General features: G+C 47.7%; 15 protein-coding genes. 12 read left to right on the forward strand and 3 right to left on the reverse strand.

Annotation, left to right across the window (positions count from 1 at the left end; all coding sequences use genetic code 11):
* Nucleotides 1-70: 70 nt before the first annotated feature.
* Both galE and galU read right to left on the reverse strand, forming a co-directional pair.
* Nucleotides 71-1,084 carry a UDP-glucose 4-epimerase GalE gene (gene galE / locus IEY09_RS15375; RefSeq protein WP_037416814.1) on the reverse strand — a complete coding sequence of 338 codons (1,014 nt, stop codon included), beginning with the start codon at nt 1,082-1,084 and terminating at the stop codon, nt 71-73.
* Entirely contained in the window at nt 1,084-1,992 is a 909-nt protein-coding gene (gene galU / locus IEY09_RS15380) for a UTP--glucose-1-phosphate uridylyltransferase GalU (RefSeq protein ID WP_037416817.1), read from the reverse strand. The genes galE and galU overlap by 1 nt, the downstream gene beginning before the upstream one ends.
* A 323-nt stretch (nt 1,993-2,315) precedes the next feature.
* Here galU and phhA point away from each other — a divergent pair, with 323 nt between their 5' ends.
* The 7 genes from phhA (at nt 2,316) to ompW (ending at nt 9,477) form a co-directional block, all read left to right on the forward strand.
* Nucleotides 2,316-3,128 carry a phenylalanine 4-monooxygenase gene (gene phhA / locus IEY09_RS15385; RefSeq protein ID WP_188871727.1) on the forward strand — a complete coding sequence of 271 codons (813 nt, stop codon included), beginning with the start codon at nt 2,316-2,318 and terminating at the stop codon, nt 3,126-3,128.
* Nucleotides 3,129-3,479: 351 nt separating this feature from the next.
* Complete coding sequence (locus IEY09_RS15390; RefSeq protein ID WP_037416823.1) at nt 3,480-3,818, forward strand: 4a-hydroxytetrahydrobiopterin dehydratase; 339 nt, start codon at nt 3,480-3,482, stop codon at nt 3,816-3,818.
* A 261-nt stretch (nt 3,819-4,079) separates the two neighbouring features.
* Entirely contained in the window at nt 4,080-5,618 is a 1,539-nt protein-coding gene (tyrR, locus tag IEY09_RS15395; protein ID WP_011071819.1) for a transcriptional regulator TyrR, read from the forward strand.
* Between the two features lie 342 nt (nt 5,619-5,960).
* Nucleotides 5,961-6,947 carry a fumarylacetoacetate hydrolase family protein gene (locus IEY09_RS15400; RefSeq protein WP_069454625.1) on the forward strand — a complete coding sequence of 329 codons (987 nt, stop codon included), beginning with the start codon at nt 5,961-5,963 and terminating at the stop codon, nt 6,945-6,947.
* Nucleotides 6,948-7,031: 84 nt separating this feature from the next.
* Entirely contained in the window at nt 7,032-7,682 is a 651-nt protein-coding gene (gene maiA, locus IEY09_RS15405) for a maleylacetoacetate isomerase (RefSeq protein ID WP_037416829.1), read from the forward strand.
* 100 nt (nt 7,683-7,782) lie between these two features.
* Nucleotides 7,783-8,370 (forward strand): nucleotidyltransferase family protein, encoded by a 588-nt coding sequence (locus IEY09_RS15410; RefSeq protein WP_188871729.1) that lies wholly within the window; start codon nt 7,783-7,785, stop codon nt 8,368-8,370.
* Nucleotides 8,371-8,832: 462 nt separating this feature from the next.
* The gene (ompW, locus tag IEY09_RS15415; RefSeq protein WP_037416836.1) at nt 8,833-9,477 is read left to right on the forward strand and encodes an outer membrane protein OmpW; all 645 of its coding nucleotides are present in this window, start codon (nt 8,833-8,835) and stop codon (nt 9,475-9,477) included.
* 85 nt (nt 9,478-9,562) lie between these two features.
* Here ompW and IEY09_RS15420 read toward each other — a convergent pair whose 3' ends face one another.
* Entirely contained in the window at nt 9,563-10,306 is a 744-nt protein-coding gene (locus tag IEY09_RS15420) for an SDR family NAD(P)-dependent oxidoreductase (protein ID WP_037429177.1), read from the reverse strand.
* A 117-nt stretch (nt 10,307-10,423) separates the two neighbouring features.
* Between IEY09_RS15420 and IEY09_RS15425 the strand changes: the two genes are divergently transcribed.
* The 5 genes from IEY09_RS15425 to IEY09_RS15445 all read left to right on the forward strand — a co-directional run bounded on the left by IEY09_RS15425 (nt 10,424) and on the right by IEY09_RS15445 (nt 16,683).
* Nucleotides 10,424-10,858: a YbaY family lipoprotein gene (locus tag IEY09_RS15425; protein WP_172588860.1), complete on the forward strand. Its 435-nt coding sequence runs from the start codon at nt 10,424-10,426 to the stop codon at nt 10,856-10,858.
* A 70-nt stretch (nt 10,859-10,928) separates the two neighbouring features.
* Entirely contained in the window at nt 10,929-11,870 is a 942-nt protein-coding gene (gene metA, locus IEY09_RS15430) for a homoserine O-acetyltransferase MetA (RefSeq protein WP_037416842.1), read from the forward strand.
* A 671-nt stretch (nt 11,871-12,541) separates the two neighbouring features.
* Entirely contained in the window at nt 12,542-13,732 is a 1,191-nt protein-coding gene (locus tag IEY09_RS15435) for a thiolase family protein (RefSeq protein WP_188871731.1), read from the forward strand.
* A gap of 132 nt (nt 13,733-13,864) precedes the next feature.
* A complete protein-coding gene (locus IEY09_RS15440) occupies nt 13,865-15,364 on the forward strand; it encodes a CoA-acylating methylmalonate-semialdehyde dehydrogenase (RefSeq protein WP_047539159.1) in 1,500 nt (499 codons plus the stop codon).
* A 161-nt stretch (nt 15,365-15,525) separates the two neighbouring features.
* Nucleotides 15,526-16,683 carry an acyl-CoA dehydrogenase family protein gene (locus IEY09_RS15445; RefSeq protein ID WP_188871733.1) on the forward strand — a complete coding sequence of 386 codons (1,158 nt, stop codon included), beginning with the start codon at nt 15,526-15,528 and terminating at the stop codon, nt 16,681-16,683.
* Nucleotides 16,684-16,691 lie beyond the last annotated feature (8 nt).

The following is a 16,691-nucleotide window of genomic DNA, read 5'->3' on the forward strand; positions in this document are numbered from 1 at the left end:
TTAATGAATAACAATTTTTATTAATCGAGAAGAAAAATGGCTTGGGAATTACCACAAGCCATTTAGATGATTAGCTTTTATAACCATTGGGATTGGTTGATTGCCAATGCCAACTGCTATTGGCCATATCCTCAAGACTATGGGTCGCCTGCCAGCCCAAATCGGTTCTAGCATGCTCTGGGTTTGCATAACAGGCGGCAATATCTCCTGGGCGGCGTGGTGCAATCTGATAGGCAATCGATTTACCACAGGCCTTCTCGAAGGCTTTAACCATATCGAGCACGCTGTAACCTTGGCCTGTACCTAGATTGTAGGTGACAAGCCCTGGTTTTGTGGCGAGTTTCTCAAGGGCTTTAAGGTGACCAATAGCTAAATCCACAACATGGATATAATCACGAACGCCAGTTCCATCGTGGGTTGGGTAATCATTGCCGAACACACTGAGGGCCTCGCGTTTACCCACGGCGACTTGGGCGATAAATGGCATCAAGTTATTCGGAATATCGTTAGGATCTTCGCCAATCAAACCACTGGCATGGGCACCAACGGGATTGAAGTAACGTAAACGAGCGATATTCCAACTTGGGTCGCTATGGTGTAAATCCGCCAGAATATGCTCAACCATCAATTTAGATTGACCATAGGGGTTAGTGGCACCCGTTGGAAAATCTTCGGTAATGGGCAGGCTAGCAGGATCACCATACACAGTTGCCGAGGAACTAAAGACAAGATTTTTCACCTTAAACTCTGCCATCACTTGGCAAAGAATTAAGGTGCCAGTCACGTTATTCTCATAGTATTTCAGTGGCTTAGCTACTGACTCGCCGACGGCCTTTAATCCAGCAAAGTGGATAACGGCATCGATGTTATGGTCGCTAAAGACTTTCTGCAGTAAGGCCTTATTGAGAATATCGCCTTGGTAGAATGTGACCGATTTACCGGTAATGCGCTCGACACGGTTTAGTGCTTCGATACTTGAATTAGACAGGTTGTCTAATACAATCACTTCGCTTCCCGCATTAAGTAATTCCACTACGGTATGAGTGCCAATATAACCAGCACCGCCGGTCACTAAAATCGTCATTATTTAATTCCCTTTACAACTGTTTTTAAGTAGTGGGCAAAATCTTCACCGATTTCGCTGTGGCGCAGAGCGTATTCTACGTTAGCGCGCATATAGCCTTGTTTGTTACCGCAGTCGTGACTCTTACCTTGCATATAGTAAGCGTTTACGGTTTCTTGCTTCATTAACATCGCAATGGCGTCTGTTAATTGGATTTCATCACCTGCGCCCGCAGGCGTTTTGGCCAGCAATGGCCAAATTGCTGCGGGTAACACGTAACGGCCAACAACGGCTAAGTTAGATGGCGCTTCATCAACTGGAGGTTTTTCAACGAGTTCGACTAATGGCTCTGATTCACCAGGCTGCAAATCGTGGCCGTTCACATCGGCAATACCATATTGATTGACTAAATGATGTGGTACGCCTTCAACCATGATTTGACCCACTTGGGTTTCATCAAACAGGCTTACCATTGCGGCAAGGTTATCGGTTTTTAAGTCGCAACTGGCGTCATCGATAATCACATCCGGCAGCAATACGGCAAAAGGTGCATCACCTACTACGGATTTAGCGCATAAAATAGCGTGACCTAAGCCTTTAGCTTGGGATTGACGTACGCTGATCACCGTCACGTCTTTCGGGCAAATGGATTGCACCGCTTCGAGTAATTGACGTTTAACGCGGCGTTCTAGCTGGGCTTCTAATTCAAAACTGGTATCGAAATGGTTTTCGATAGAGTTTTTACTGGCGTGGGTTACCAGCACAATTTCTTTGATGCCTGCGGCAATAGCTTCACTAACGACATATTGGATCAGTGGCTTATCAACAACAGGGAGCATTTCCTTCGGGATAGCTTTGGTCGCAGGAAGCATACGAGTGCCAAGTCCGGCGACAGGAATAACGGCTTTACGAATTTGATGTTGTTTCATTGCGAACCTTCAGATTAAGGAGAGGCGATTATTGGGCAATATTGTAAATGACCTACGCAGAAAAGCCATTTGCAAACGCCGAAATTTGTCGGTTTTTCTGCATATTATCTGTTTATCGTCGTCATTTTTACGTTTGAATGTCAAGGATTGATACCCGTCTGGGTGAGTCTGTATGTATATTGTCCATGCTTTTTAAACGACTTGTAATATTTGCTTTACGTTTACGTCACATTGGCGCGCAAACAATAAACTGTGAGGGAGTTAACAAAAATCGAGGCTTAGATCACTATGGAGGCATTAGCGTCAGCCATGAAGTGAATTTTATGACTAAAGAAATTGCGCACACTGCGCCCTATGTTGCGCGAAGTGCAGATGATTCAGGGTATATCCATTACCCACAGGAAGAACATGAGATTTGGAGCCAATTGTATGCTCGCCAAGCGGTGAACCTGCCTGGGCGTGCCTGTAAGGAGTATCTGCAGGGACTTGATGCCTTGGCGATGCCCAAGGATCGCATCCCACAATTGGCTGAGATAGACAAAGTGCTACAGGCCACCACGGGCTGGAAAACCGCGGCCGTGCCCGCCTTAATTTGCTTTGGTCGATTCTTTGAGCTATTGGCTAACAAGGAGTTTCCGGTCGCGACTTTTATCCGCCGCAAGGAAGAGTTTGATTATCTGCAAGAGCCGGATATTTTCCATGAGATCTTTGGCCATTGCCCCTTGCTGACTAATCCTTCTTTCGCCCATTTCTCCCATATCTATGGTCAATTGGGCTTAAATGCCAGCAAGGAAGACCGCGTCTTTTTGGCGCGCCTGTATTGGTTTACCGTCGAGTTTGGTTTGCTCAAGCCTCAAGAGGGTGAACTGTGTATCTATGGCGGTGGTATTTTAAGTTCACCTGGCGAAACCTTATATGCGATGGAAAGCCAAGTGCCTGAACGTAAACCGTTCGATCTTTTAGATGTGCTACGCACGCCTTATCGTATCGATATTATGCAGCCAATTTACTATGTGATTGAACATATTGATGTATTAGATGAAATCGCCAAAATGGACATTATGGCCTATGTGGCTAAGGCGCGGCAGCTCGGCTTGTTTGCCCCTAAATATCCGCCCAAGGCCAAGGCAAGTTAATGACCGACTTTTAGGGCGTGTTGACGTTTCGAGATTAAATTTTGTTCGTTCTGGCAAGTTCGTGCTCGCGAAACGAGGAATGATGTGTAGTTATTCTACTCAAATGACGAGTGACAAAGAGCAAGGGCTTGCCAGACGAACCCTTCGGGCAGCATTTGGCTGGCTTTTCTGCTGCGTTATCGTCCGTTTATGTAGAATAACTACACTGCACGGACTTTGCCTTGCATAAAAGCCAGCCTAATTGCTGCAAAAATAACCCTGAAACGTCAACACGCCCTAGACATAAACGAATTAAATAAAGCGTAATAAGAGCAACGGATTGAACCTGTGATGTTGCCAATAGGAGTATGTATGACCGCGTTAACCCAAATGAAATGTGAAGCTTGCCAAGCCGATGCACCGAAAGTGACCGATGAAGAATTGGCCGAGCTTATCCGCATGATCCCCGATTGGGGCGTGCAAGTGCGTGACGGCATCATGCAATTGGAACGGGTGTACAAGTTTAAAAACTTTAAACTAGCAATGGCATTTACCAATAAGTTGGCGGAATTGGCCGAGGAAGAATTCCATCATCCTGGTATTTTAACCGAGTGGGGCAAGGTGACCGTGACTTGGTGGTCACACTCAATTAAGGGGCTGCATAAGAATGACTTCATTATGGCGGCCAAGACCGACCAGTTATTAGATTAAAAAGTTAATATTTTAAATCAGCATCTTAATGCAATTTTGATGCTGATTTTTTCTTCCTGTTACAAATGCACTGTAAACTAGGCTTGCCACTTTGAGCGTAACCTTCTAACGTATACACGCCCAGCTATTTATCTAGTCCCTTACGTTTGCGTAAACTGAACGTGTTTCGTCAAACGCATGTCTTATGAAGGTCATCCTTTGGGACTATAGCTCGCACGTTTTATTCCAAAATTCGAATCAAAAAAGGGAATATCAGTCATTATGCGCTTGGAAGTTAGCTGTCAAGATCGCGTGGGTTTAGCGAAAGACATCTTAGTCGTGTTAGAACGTTATGGCATTAATCTCATTGCCATTGATGCCAGTAACCAAGGTTTTCTTTACCTGCAATTTGCTGAAGTCAGTTTTGAAACCTTAAGCGCCTTGATGCCGCAGATCCGCAAAGTGGAGAGCGTCCACGATGTGCGTACTGTATCATTTATGCCGTCAGAGCAAGAACACTACGCCTTAAAAACCCTACTTAAAACTCTCCCAGACTCTGTGTTTTCCATCGACGTGAAGGCGCGTATTCGCATTGTGAACGAATCGGCGCTGCTCAATATGGGCATGGGTGAACACGAAGTGCTTGATGAATCCTTAAACCATTGGGTACAAGGGTTTAACTTCAGCCGCTGGCTCAGTGAGGGCCAAGTGCTGCCGCAGGCGGCGCGGGTGAATATCGGCCAAAACGAATATCTGGCTGAAATGTTACCGATTTATTTACCTGATGAGGACGAGAAAACTATCCTCGTCGGTGCGGTGGTGTCGCTTAAATCGCCTGCGCGGGTGGGTAAACAATTTAATGCGCTGCAAAATCAAACCACAGGCTTTGAAAATGTATTGGCCAGCAGTGACAAGATGAAAGAAGTGCTTAAACAAGCCCGCCGCATGGCGCAGCTCGATGCGCCATTACTGATCACGGGCGAAACTGGCACCGGTAAAGAATTAATGGCTAGAGCCAGCCATGATGCCAGCATGCGCCGCGAAAAGCCGTTTATTGCCATTAACTGTGCGGCATTGCCCGATAGCGCCGCCGAAGAAGAACTGTTTGGCTACGTTAGCCAAGGTAAAGTCATTAAACGTGGTTTTTTTGAAGAGGCGAAGGGCGGCACTGTATTTCTTGATGAAGTGGCCGAAATGTCCAAGGCGGCACAGGTTAAATTGCTGCGGTTATTACAGGATGGCACCTTTAGACGTATCGGCGGCGACGAAGAAGTCCGCGCCGATGTACGGATTATCTGCTCGACCCAGAAAAACTTAGCCGAGTTGTGCCAAACCGGTGAGTTTAGAGAAGATTTGTACTATCGCATCCATGTACTTAGCTACCATATTCCGTCACTGCGCGAGCGCAAGGTCGATATCATTCCGCTGACGGAGATGTTCCTCGAGCACTACAGTCAGCAACTCTCTAGCCCAGTGAGACGAATTTCGGCCCAATGCCGCGATCATCTCTTAACCTACGCTTGGCCGGGTAACGTACGTCAGCTTAAGAATGCGGTCTTTAGGGCGGTATCTATGTGGGACGGTTCGGGCGAGTTGACTGTTGAGCAGCTCAAGTTACCATCCTACGCCGAAGGTTTTGGTTATTTCGATAATGCCTTCGAAGGTAATCTCGATGATGCGATGAAGCAATTTGAGGCTAGCTTACTGCGCCGCTTGTATCCTGCTTACCCTAGTACTCGGCAATTGGCGAAAAAATTGGGAGTGTCTCATACGGCTATCGCCAATAAACTTAGGGAATATAAGATCGCCAAGCCAAAGTAATCTTGGCTTAAGTTTGAGATGTAACAGTATCGTTCCACTTTGTTGTCGACTTTTTCACCATATCGTTCAGCGAAATAGTGACAAGCGGCAACAGGGTAGGAAACGTAATGATTAGTTTACAAAATGTGAAAAAATAAGCTGAAATGTGATTTTGCTCACGCTATAGGAATCCGTCGTCGCTTCGGGTATTTCTACGCGCAGCAAACCCTAATACAGAGTCAATATAGGTTTTTATTCACCTATGTTCTCGTCAGCAAAAAATTCGCGTTAGCTGATATTGTCGGTTAACTATAACGAGATAAAAAGCGCAGTACGCCGAGCCGTAGAAGCACAGGAGCAGATATGAAACTTGCCAGTTATAACAATGGTCGCCGCGATGGTCAGTTAATGTTAGTGAGCCGCGATCTTACTCAAACGGTGGCTGTGCCAGCGATTGCCCATACGATGCAACAATTACTCGATGGTTGGGAATTGCTCAAACCGCAATTACAAGAATTGTATGATGCGCTCAACGAAGGCAAATTACCGAACGCGCAAGCCTTCGATGAAGCCAAATGTTTATCACCCTTACCACGCGCGTATCAGTGGGCCGATGGTAGTGCCTACGTTAACCATGTTGAATTAGTACGTAAGGCGCGCGGCGCTGAAATGCCAGAAACCTTCTGGACCGATCCGCTGTTTTACCAAGGCGGCTCTGACAGCTTTATCGCGCCCAAGGCGGATATCCCGCTGGCGAGCGAAGACTGGGGCATCGATTTCGAATCGGAAATCGCTGTGATCACTGATGATGTGCCCATGGGCGTGAGTGTTGAAAATGCAGCGAAACACATCAAACTGCTGATGTTAGTTAATGATGTGTCACTGCGTAATTTGATCCCTGCTGAACTCGCCAAAGGTTTTGGTTTCTTCCAATCTAAACCTTCGAGCAGCTTCTCGCCGGTAGCTATTACGCCAGATGAATTAGGCCCACGTTGGGAAGATTCAAAGGTGCACCTACCGCTTATCACATACCTAAACGGTGAGTTATTTGGCCGCCCGAATGCGGGTGTCGATATGACCTTTAACTTCAGCCAGTTAATTAGCCATGTTGCCAAAACCCGTCCATTGGGTGCGGGCGCCATTATCGGGTCTGGTACGATTTCTAACTATGACCGCAGTGCTGGCTCAAGCTGTTTGGCCGAGAAACGTATGCTTGAAGTGATTAGCAACGGCAAAGCTAGCACACCGTTTATGCGTTTTGGCGACACAGTACGCATCGAAATGCTCGATGATAATGGCGCCTCTATTTTTGGCGCTATCGATCAAAAAGTGGTTGAGTACAAGGCGTAAGGCTTTTTTATTTGAAAAGTGATAGATAATATCGACGGGGCTATTTAGCCCCGTTTTTTCAGCATGACAAAAGGACAGCGTGAGATGAAACTATACGGTTATTGGCGCTCTAGCGCCGCCTATCGTGTGCGTATTGCCCTCAATCTTAAAGGTGTGAGCGCCGAGCAGTTATCGGTGCATTTAGTGCGTGATGGTGGTGAGCAGCACAAGGCGGACTATATCGCGCTAAACCCGCAGGAGCTAGTCCCCACTTTGGTGGTGGATGATGAGCAGGATGGGGATGCGTTATCCCAATCTTTAGCCATTATTGAGTATCTAGATGAACTCTATCCAAAGACACCGCTATTACCCGCATCAGCCCTTGAGCGTGCCCATGTTCGCGCCATGGCATTAACCATCGCCTGTGAAATTCATCCACTCAATAACCTGCGGGTATTGCAGTATTTAACTCAGAAGCTGAACGTTGACGAAGAAGCTAAAACCGCTTGGTATCACCATTGGGTGGCAACGGGATTTGCGGCACTTGAGACCCAACTGGCGCGCCATAGTGGCCGATATTGCTTTGGGGATAAGGTGACTATCGCAGATTTGTGTTTAGTGCCGCAGGTGTACAACGCGCAGCGTTTTAATGTGGATTTAACGCCGTACCCCAATATTATGCGAGTATGGGCTGAATGTAATTTATTGCCAGCCTTTGCGGATGCGGCGCCAGAGCGCCAAGCCGATGCAGTTTAACCTATCATTAACTGCTTATTAAGTGCGATGAAATCGATGATGAAGTGGCGTGAGTCGATGTCACTTCTGTGTTTCTAACTTATTAAAGCGGATATTGGCCATGACTGAAGCCGAATTAAATGCATTGTTATGCGCATGGCTAAGCCAAGATAAACAGCGGTTAAGGGCACTTGAATTAGCGCAGCAATGTGCCCAAGTGTATGATATTCCGCAGTGGTGCTTGGCGGCGGGGTTTGTCCGTAATCTGGTGTGGGACAAATTGCACGATATTAAGCCGCGTCCGTTAAACGATATCGATCTGATTTACTATTGTCCCTTGGATACTCTTCCTGAGCGAGATAGGGCGATAGAAGCCTACCTACAAACACTGGCGCCAGACTTACCTTGGTCAGTAAAAAATCAGGCGCGAATGCACCTTAAGCATCTCGACAATCCCTATCAATCGACACTGGATGCAATGTGTTATTGGCCCGAAATCGAAACTGCTGTCGGTGTGTCGCTTGAACAGACGCTTAAGTTTTCTGCTCCAGCCAATAAAGGCTTACATATTATCGCCCCCTTTGGCTTAGCCTCATTATTTGCCTTACAACTAACGCCCAATCCTCGGCGTCCCTTAGCGTTATTTCAGCAACGGTTAGCCGCAAAGTCTTGGCGTAAACAATATCCGCGACTAGCTATAGCCTATTGAGCCATTTGGTTAAGATGAGTTTAGAGGCTTATTCTTTTTTCGCTGATGAGTGTGTGTAAACCGAAATAAGCACCTTCTAGGTCGATTCTTAATTCCTGTCTTTGCCTGCTTTTGGATTCTTTCGCGTTTTATCTACTGAATATCGTCGAATTTCATCGGATTTTAATTTCAATTTATGTTGATTAAATGTAAATGGCGAAATTGGCAATTTTCCTCCTATTACCTCTTCGGGAGGTGATTAGTGATGGCTAATTAATGCGGTTGGTCACAAAAAATGAACCGGTATTGTCAATAAATGTTTAGATAACGTGACTTGTATCTCATGATTTATACCTCGAAATAAGTATCGCCGCCTAATCTTGATTTAGATCAATAAGGTGAATAATTTTATCTGGCAGTGTAGGCGTCAATTGTTAAGGATGTAATGTAAAACAAAAACCTATGTTGTACATATGGAGTATGATGATGAATAAAACTACTGTTTCTACACTGATCGCTGCCACCCTGTTAGCCGCTGGTTTCTCTGCTTCTGTTTCTGCCCATCAAGCGGGCGATATCATTGTTCGTGCCGGTGCTGTGGTTGTTGCGCCAAATGAATCGAGTGATGATGTTGCGGGCAATGGTGAATTCCAAATCAGCAATAACACTCAACTAGGCTTGAACTTTGGTTATATGCTGACCGATAACTTCGGGGTAGAGTTATTAGCTGCGACTCCATTTAGCCATGATGTCTCTTTAGGTGGTAATAAGATTGCTGAAACCAAACATTTGCCACCAACTCTAGTGGCACAGTACTATTTTGGTAATGCTCAATCTGCATTACGTCCATATGTAGGCGTGGGTGTGAACTACACTAACTTCTTCGACAATGAATTCACCAACGATTTAAATGGTGCCTTAACTGACTTAAGCATGAGCACCTCCTGGGGCCTAGCGGCGCAAGCGGGTATCGATTATCAAGTCAATAAAAACTGGTTAGTTAACGCCTCTGTGTGGTATGCGCAAATTAGCACCGATGTGAAGTTTAAGTTAGCGGGTGATACTAAAGTAATTGATACTGACATTAACCCATGGGTTTATATGGTCAGCGTGGGTTACACTTTCTAATCATCTGATTTTAAAGTAACAAAAAAAGGAGCCAGCGGCTCCTTTTTTGTTTTCGCAGTGTAATAAAGCTAAACGCGGAACAACACTACTTTTTAGCCTTTTTCGGCTTCCAGTGGCGAGTGTTATAGATAAACTCAGGCAGTAATTTAGTCAGCCAAGCCACTAAGCGCCAACGCTTGGTCACATAGACACGACGTTTACCCTGCTGCATGGCCTTAATGATCTGCGCCGCCACTTGCGGGAGCGGGGCAAGCCATAGGGTGCTTTGCTGCATGGCGGCCTTATCCAGTAAACCAAGTTGAATATCGGTAATAGTAATAGGCAACTTAAGCCGCTGGGCATGCATGCTTAAGCCTTCCAAATAGTTTTGCGCAAAGGCTTTAGAGGCATGATAAGCCACACTCGGGCCGCCGCGCAGACCAGCAATCGAGTTAATGGTGGCAAGCTGGCCGTAACCCTGTTCGCGAAATAATCTAAAAGCGGTATTACAGATAGCGGCAAAGCCCCGCACATTGACGTCGATAATGTCTTGCTCAGGTAACCATGGCAGCTCAGGGTCGTAGCTATTGAGTCCGGTATTCACCAAGACTAAATGAGCACCGCCGAGACTTTGCCAGACGTTTTCAAGCTGTTCGATGATGGCGCTTGGCTGTTCAATTTGCAGTGAAAATACTTGTACTTTGGTAGGTAAGGTCGAGGCGAACTCGCGCAGCGATTCAACATCCTGTGCAAAAAGTGCTAATTCAACTTGCTGTTCGGCCAATTGTTTGGCAAGTTCGCGGCTTAAATGTGAGCTAGCGCCCACAATTATCGCAGTTGCTTGGGTCATAAATTTTTCGGCAACGAAATGGTGGCTTATCATAGGAAGATATGCCCAGCATGACAAGATTTATAGCTTGGGCGTATAGACATCCAGAAGTCTTTATGTATGATTAGGAGAAATTAAATGACACATGGGTTAAGGATTAGCGGACTGACATCTGCATGGCAAAAATGGGCGGCAATGGTATTACTCACTGTGACGACGATGATGACAGGTTGTGCCACACCAAATGCGGTTGTTGAGATTAAAGGTGAGGCCATGTATCGCGAACGTATCGCACTGCCTGCCGAAGCCAAGTTGATTGTGCAGTTGCTTGATGTCTCTAAGATGGATGTGCCTGCTGTGGTGATGGCAGAGCGTGAGAGTCAAGGCGCTAAAACCCCTACGCCATTTAGTTTTACTATAGGGCGCGATCAGTTTGAAGCAGGGCATACCTATGCCATTGGTGCAAGGATTATGCTCGGTGATAAGTTATTGTTTATTAATACTCAAGCCTATCATGTCGATCTCAATTCGACTGAGCCTATGACGATACTGCTTGAGAAAGTCGGCCGCTAATTTGTTTGCTCTTTGCTGAGTGGCATACGCGCGCCGGAACCCTTGATTGTTTGAACAGAAGAGGCGCGGTATGCCAGTTAAAATTCCAGATCATCTGCCAGCAGCAGGGATTTTAGAATCTGAAAATATTTTCGTAATGTCCGAAACCCGGGCTGCCAATCAGGATATCAGACCGATGAAGGTACTGATCCTGAACTTGATGCCCAATAAAATTGAGACCGAAACCCAGCTTCTACGCCTTTTAGGCAACACGCCCTTGCAGGTGGATGTGGATTTACTGCGTATTCACGATAAAGAGTCGAAGCACACTTCTATCGATCATATGAACACCTTCTACCGTGATTTTGAGGATGTGCGCCATAAAAACTACGACGGCCTAATCATCACTGGTGCGCCGTTAGGGCAAATTGATTTTGAAGATGTGACTTACTGGGACCATATCCGTGAAATTATCGATTGGTCACAGCAGCATGTCACCTCGGTGCTCTTTCTTTGTTGGGCTGCTCACGCTGGGCTTTACCATCTCTATGGATTAAATCGTAAAATCCTTGAGCAAAAGCGTTCAGGTGTGTTTGTCCATCGCCGCACCTGCCAGCATTTCCCGCTGCTGCGCGGATTTGATGATGAGTTCTTTGCGCCCCATTCCCGCTTTGCCGAGATGGATATTGAGGAGCTTAAGCGACATCCTGAACTACAAGTGCTGGCAGAGTCTGAGGAAGCAGGAGCCTATTTAGTGCTCAGTCGCAATAATCGCAACCTGTTTGTCATGGGTCATCCTGAGTATCAAAAATCCACCCTAAACGATGAATATCATCGGGATTTGGCGCAGGGCTTAAACCCAAATGTGCCACAAAACTATTACCGTAACGATGATCCTAAGGCCGATGCCATTGCCCGTTGGCACAGCCATGGCAGTTTGTTGGTGAGTAATTGGCTTAACTATTACGTTTACCAATTAACGCCTTACGACCTGAGTGATATGACAGCGATGACACCATGGGAATCGCAGTAGGGACGTTGTTTTAGTTTGTCAGGCATTGACGGTTTCTTAAGCTCAATGCCTGTCGAATCACCTCGCTATGCTGTTTCTGTTTGCTTGAATTTTTTGAACTGACTAGGGCGTGTTGACGTTTCAGGGTTATTTTTGCAGCAATTAGGCTGGCTTTTATGCAAGGCAAAGTCCGTGCAGTGTAGTTATTCTACATAAACGGACGATAACGCAGCAGAAAAGCCAGCCAAATGCTGCCCGAAGGGTNGCTCGTCATTTGAGTAGAATAACTACACATCATTCCTCGTTTCGCGAGCACGAACTTGCCAGAACGAACAAAATCTAATCTCGAAACGTCAACACGCCCTAATAAATTTACCATTCGCTTAGCCACTGTTTGCTCGCCTGTTAACCTCATTTGTCTTTAGCGCTGTTCAACCTCAGCAGGTATGGTTTGTGTTACTGCTGCAAGGCAAGCGCTTTTATTGGGTCACTTCCTCCTTGTTACCATTTCAAATGCCGTTAAGGCCTCTCGACTGTAAATTCTGACTGACAATACGGCGAGGATTAAATCGATACATTAGACCAAGGAATACTTGCTTTACGTTCGCGTAAACGTCAGAGTGGTTTCATTGTTACTATTTATCCGCCGCTGGCGAGTGTTACCGTCATGGCACATTTAGCTTGGAGTCCCCATGAGTACTGAACAATTTAACCAAGAGATCGTTATTGTTGCCGCTAAACGCACCCCAATGGGGGGCTTTCAAGGCAGTTTGTCTGGCGTAACGTCTCCAAGCTTAGCGGCCTCCGCCATTAAAGCCCTGTTAGCCGATACCCAAGTTGCGGGTGATAAGGTGGATGAAGTGTTAATGGGCTGCGTATTGCCAGCGGGTCTGGGTCAAGCACCTGCGCGTCAGGCAACCTTAGGTGCAGGTTTACCGCTGTCTGTTGGCGCTACGACCGTAAACAAAGTCTGTGGCTCTGGGATGAAAACCGTGATGCTTGCCCACGATTTACTCAAAGCGGGCAGTGCTAAGTTGGTGGTTGCGGGTGGTATGGAAAGCATGAGCCAAGCCCCTTACTTGCTCGACAAAGCGCGCGCGGGCATGCGTATGGGTCATGGCAAGGTATTAGATCATATGTTCCTCGATGGTTTAGAAGATGCCTACACCGGCGGCGCCATGGGCACATTCGCCCAGAAAACTGCCGATGAATTTGGTATTACTCGCGAGCAAATGGATGCGTTTGCTTTAAGCTCACTGGAAAAAGCCAATGCGGCTATTACTTCTGGCGCCTTCAAGGCGGAAATTGTACCTGTGACGGTAAGCGATCGCCGTGGTGATGTGACTATCGATACCGATGAGCAGCCAGGCAATGCCCGCCCTGAAAAAATCCCTGCATTGCGCCCAGCCTTTGCTAAAGACGGCACTATTACAGCGGCAAACTCAAGCTCGATTTCCGATGGCGCGGCGGCGCTGATGCTAACCACCCGCGCCAATGCCGAGCAGTTAGGCTTAACTGTGCTGGCCACCATCAAGGGCCACACCACCCATGCCCAGGAGCCATCACTCTTTACCACGGCGCCCGTTGGCGCGATGGCAAAACTGTTGAGCAATGTCGGCTGGTCTAAGGATGAGGTTGATCTGTTCGAAATCAACGAAGCTTTTGCCATGGTGACTATGCTGGCCGTTTCTGAATTAGGTTTAGATATGGCAAAAGTGAACGTGAATGGCGGTGCCTGCGCCTTAGGTCATCCTATCGGTTGCTCGGGTGCACGTTTACTGGTGACCTTAATCCATGCACTTAAAGCCCGTGGGCTTAAGCGCGGCGTAGCCTCACTCTGTATCGGTGGCGGTGAAGCGACCGCAATGGCAATCGAAGTCTAAGCAAAGGCTTAATCGCGAATAACTGCTAAATCAACAAGACCAAGACTGAGCTGGCAAGGGCAAACATCCCACTGAGGATAAACATAATATCGCACCGCCAGCTCGACCCTAAACAAGGAAAAGGATTGCAACATGACCACACAAGTTAAGCATTACATCGATGGCGAATTCACCACAGGCACAGGGACATCACAAATCGTGGTGACTAATCCTGCCAATAACGCGCCGATTGCCGTTATCAATAGTGCTACGGCCGATGAAGTCCATACGGCCATTGCTAGTGCCAAGGCGGCTTTTAAGACGTGGAAAGAAGTACCCGTGTCTGAGCGTGCCCGTGTCATGTTGCGCTACCAACACCTACTTAAAGAACATCATGATGAGTTAGCGACCATCCTTGCCCATGAAACGGGTAAAACCTTTGAAGATGCCAAGGGCGATGTGTGGCGCGGGATTGAAGTGGCGGAGCATGCCTGCAACATTGCCTCATTATTGATGGGCGAAACCGTTGAGAACGTTGCGCGTTCAATCGATACCTACAGCTACACTCAGCCTCTGGGGGTGTGTGCGGGCATCACGCCGTTTAACTTCCCAGCGATGATCCCGCTGTGGATGTTCCCACTGGCGATTGCCTGCGGTAACACTTTTATCCTTAAGCCATCTGAGCAAGACCCAATGACGCCGCAGCGTTTAGTTGAGCTGTTTGTCGAAGCGGGCGCGCCAAAAGGCGTGTTACAGCTGGTGCATGGCGATAAAACGGCGGTAGATATCCTGCTGGCAGACCCTGTGGTGAAAGCCATTTCCTTCGTCGGCTCTGTGGCTGTAGGTCAATACATCTACAAAACCGGTACCGATAACTTAAAACGCGTGCAGGCCTTTGCTGGGGCGAAAAATCACTGCGTGATCATGCCCGATGCAAACAAACAGCAAGTGATCAACAACCTAGTGGGCGCATCGGTTGGCGCGGCGGGGCAGCGCTGTATGGCGATTTCGGTCGCGGTATTTGTCGGCGCGGCTAAGGAGTGGATCCCTGAGCTCAAAGAAGCGCTGGCGAAGGTTCGCCCAGGTTTATGGGACGATAAAGAAGCTGGTTACGGCCCGCTGATAAGCCCAGCCGCCAAAGCGCGCGTGCTTAAACTTATCGCCCAAGGTAAGCAAGAGGGCGCAGAGTGTTTACTCGATGGCAGCGATTTTACTGTGGCGGGCTATGAGTCAGGTAACTGGGTCGGGCCAACCATGTTCACTAAGGTCACGACCGATATGAGCATCTATAAAGAAGAAATCTTTGGCCCTGTGCTCTGCTGTATGGAATCCGATTCATTAGAAGACGCCATCGAACTGGTTAACGCCAGCCCGTACGGCAATGGTACTTCTATCTTTACCGCCAGCGGCGCCGCAGCCCGTAAATATCAACACGAAATCGAAGTCGGCCAAGTCGGTATTAACGTGCCTATCCCTGTGCCATTACCTTTCTTCTCATTCACGGGTTGGAAGGGCAGTTTCTACGGCGACCAACACGCCTACGGTAAGCAAGCGGTACGTTTCTACACTGAAACTAAGACCATTACTTCCCGCTGGTTCGAGTCGGACATTGCGGTGGCAGCTGGCCCTAATATGAGCATTAACTTGCGCTAAGCGGTTTAACAAACAGTTTAAACGCATTGTGAAACAGCAGGTTATTCAGTCTACATGTGGCGCAGTTGGCGTCCATTGATGATAAGCCTGCTGATAAATTCACTGTGTATTACGCAAAGAAATTTACGAAAGAAATGGCCAAAGAGTCATAGGAGAGCCAAATGGATTTTAATTTCAACGAAGACCAACGCCAATTTGCCGATCTAGCCCGCCAGTTCGCGGCGGATGAACTCGCCCCCTTTGCCGCCAAATGGGACGAAGAACATCATTTCCCGAAGGATGTGATCCAAAAAGCCGGTGAGCTGGGTTTCTGCTCCTTGTATTCCCCCGAGTCGGAAGGTGGCATGGGCTTATCACGCTTAGATGCCTCGATTATTTTTGAGGAGCTGGCAAAGGGCTGTACAGCCACAACGGCCATGCTGACGATTCACAATATGGCCACTTGGATGGTCACCACCTGGGGCACTGAGACGCTACGTCAGACTTGGTCTGAGCCATTAACTACAGGACAGATGTTAGCATCCTATTGTTTGACTGAGCCGGGTGCGGGCTCGGATGCGGCTTCACTGCAAACCAAAGCGGTGCGTGAGGGTGATGAATATGTGGTATCTGGCTCTAAGATGTTTATCTCGGGCGCGGGCGCAACTGAATTGCTGGTGGTGATGTGCCGCACGGGTCAAGCTGGGCCAAAAGGAATATCGGCGATTGCCATTCCAGCAGATGCCGCTGGCGTTATCTACGGTAAAGCTGAAGATAAAATGGGCTGGAACGCGCAGCCGACGCGCTTAGTTACCTTTGATAACGTGCGCGTGCCGGTTGCAAACCTACTCGGTGAAGAAGGTCAAGGCTTTACCTTTGCGATGAAAGGCTTAGACGGTGGCCGCATCAATATTGCTACTTGCTCTGTCGGTACGGCGCAGGCGGCTCTAGAGCGTGCAACCCAGTATATGAACGAACGTCAGCAATTTGGTAAGCCGCTGGCTGCTTTCCAAGCGCTGCAATTTAAACTGGCCGATATGGCGACCGAATTAGTGGCCGCGCGTCAAATGGTGCGTCTGGCCGCCTTTAAACTCGACTGTGGCGATCCAGAAGCGACCGCCTATTGCGCGATGGCGAAGCGCTTTGCTACTGATGTGGGCTTTCAAGTTTGCGATGCGGCGCTGCAAATTCATGGCGGATATGGTTATATCAGGGAGTATCCGTTAGAGCGTCACTTCCGTGATGTTCGTGTACACCAGATTTTAGAGGGCACTAACGAGATTATGCGCCTCATTATCGCCCGTCGTTTACTCGACGAAAATGCCGGACAAATCCTTTAAGCTGCCCT

Source organism: Shewanella xiamenensis, assembly GCF_014647135.1.
GTDB lineage: Bacteria > Pseudomonadota > Gammaproteobacteria > Enterobacterales > Shewanellaceae > Shewanella > Shewanella xiamenensis.

Excerpts from the sequence above, each read along its gene's own strand:
- phhA (WP_188871727.1), top strand. The coding sequence starts at position 2,316 with ATGACTAAAGAAATTGCGCACACTGCGCCCTATGTTGCGCGAAGTGCA.
- ompW (WP_037416836.1), top strand. The coding sequence starts at position 8,833 with ATGATGAATAAAACTACTGTTTCTACACTGATCGCTGCCACCCTGTTA.
- maiA (WP_037416829.1), top strand. The coding sequence starts at position 7,032 with ATGAAACTATACGGTTATTGGCGCTCTAGCGCCGCCTATCGTGTGCGT.
- IEY09_RS15445 (WP_188871733.1), top strand. The coding sequence starts at position 15,526 with ATGGATTTTAATTTCAACGAAGACCAACGCCAATTTGCCGATCTAGCC.
- IEY09_RS15425 (WP_172588860.1), top strand. The coding sequence starts at position 10,424 with ATGACACATGGGTTAAGGATTAGCGGACTGACATCTGCATGGCAAAAA.
- IEY09_RS15390 (WP_037416823.1), top strand. The coding sequence starts at position 3,480 with ATGACCGCGTTAACCCAAATGAAATGTGAAGCTTGCCAAGCCGATGCA.
- galU (WP_037416817.1), bottom strand. The coding sequence starts at position 1,992 with ATGAAACAACATCAAATTCGTAAAGCCGTTATTCCTGTCGCCGGACTT.
- metA (WP_037416842.1), top strand. The coding sequence starts at position 10,929 with ATGCCAGTTAAAATTCCAGATCATCTGCCAGCAGCAGGGATTTTAGAA.
- IEY09_RS15410 (WP_188871729.1), top strand. The coding sequence starts at position 7,783 with ATGACTGAAGCCGAATTAAATGCATTGTTATGCGCATGGCTAAGCCAA.
- IEY09_RS15435 (WP_188871731.1), top strand. The coding sequence starts at position 12,542 with ATGAGTACTGAACAATTTAACCAAGAGATCGTTATTGTTGCCGCTAAA.
- galE (WP_037416814.1), bottom strand. The coding sequence starts at position 1,084 with ATGACGATTTTAGTGACCGGCGGTGCTGGTTATATTGGCACTCATACC.
- tyrR (WP_011071819.1), top strand. The coding sequence starts at position 4,080 with ATGCGCTTGGAAGTTAGCTGTCAAGATCGCGTGGGTTTAGCGAAAGAC.
- IEY09_RS15400 (WP_069454625.1), top strand. The coding sequence starts at position 5,961 with ATGAAACTTGCCAGTTATAACAATGGTCGCCGCGATGGTCAGTTAATG.
- IEY09_RS15440 (WP_047539159.1), top strand. The coding sequence starts at position 13,865 with ATGACCACACAAGTTAAGCATTACATCGATGGCGAATTCACCACAGGC.
- IEY09_RS15420 (WP_037429177.1), bottom strand. The coding sequence starts at position 10,306 with ATGACCCAAGCAACTGCGATAATTGTGGGCGCTAGCTCACATTTAAGC.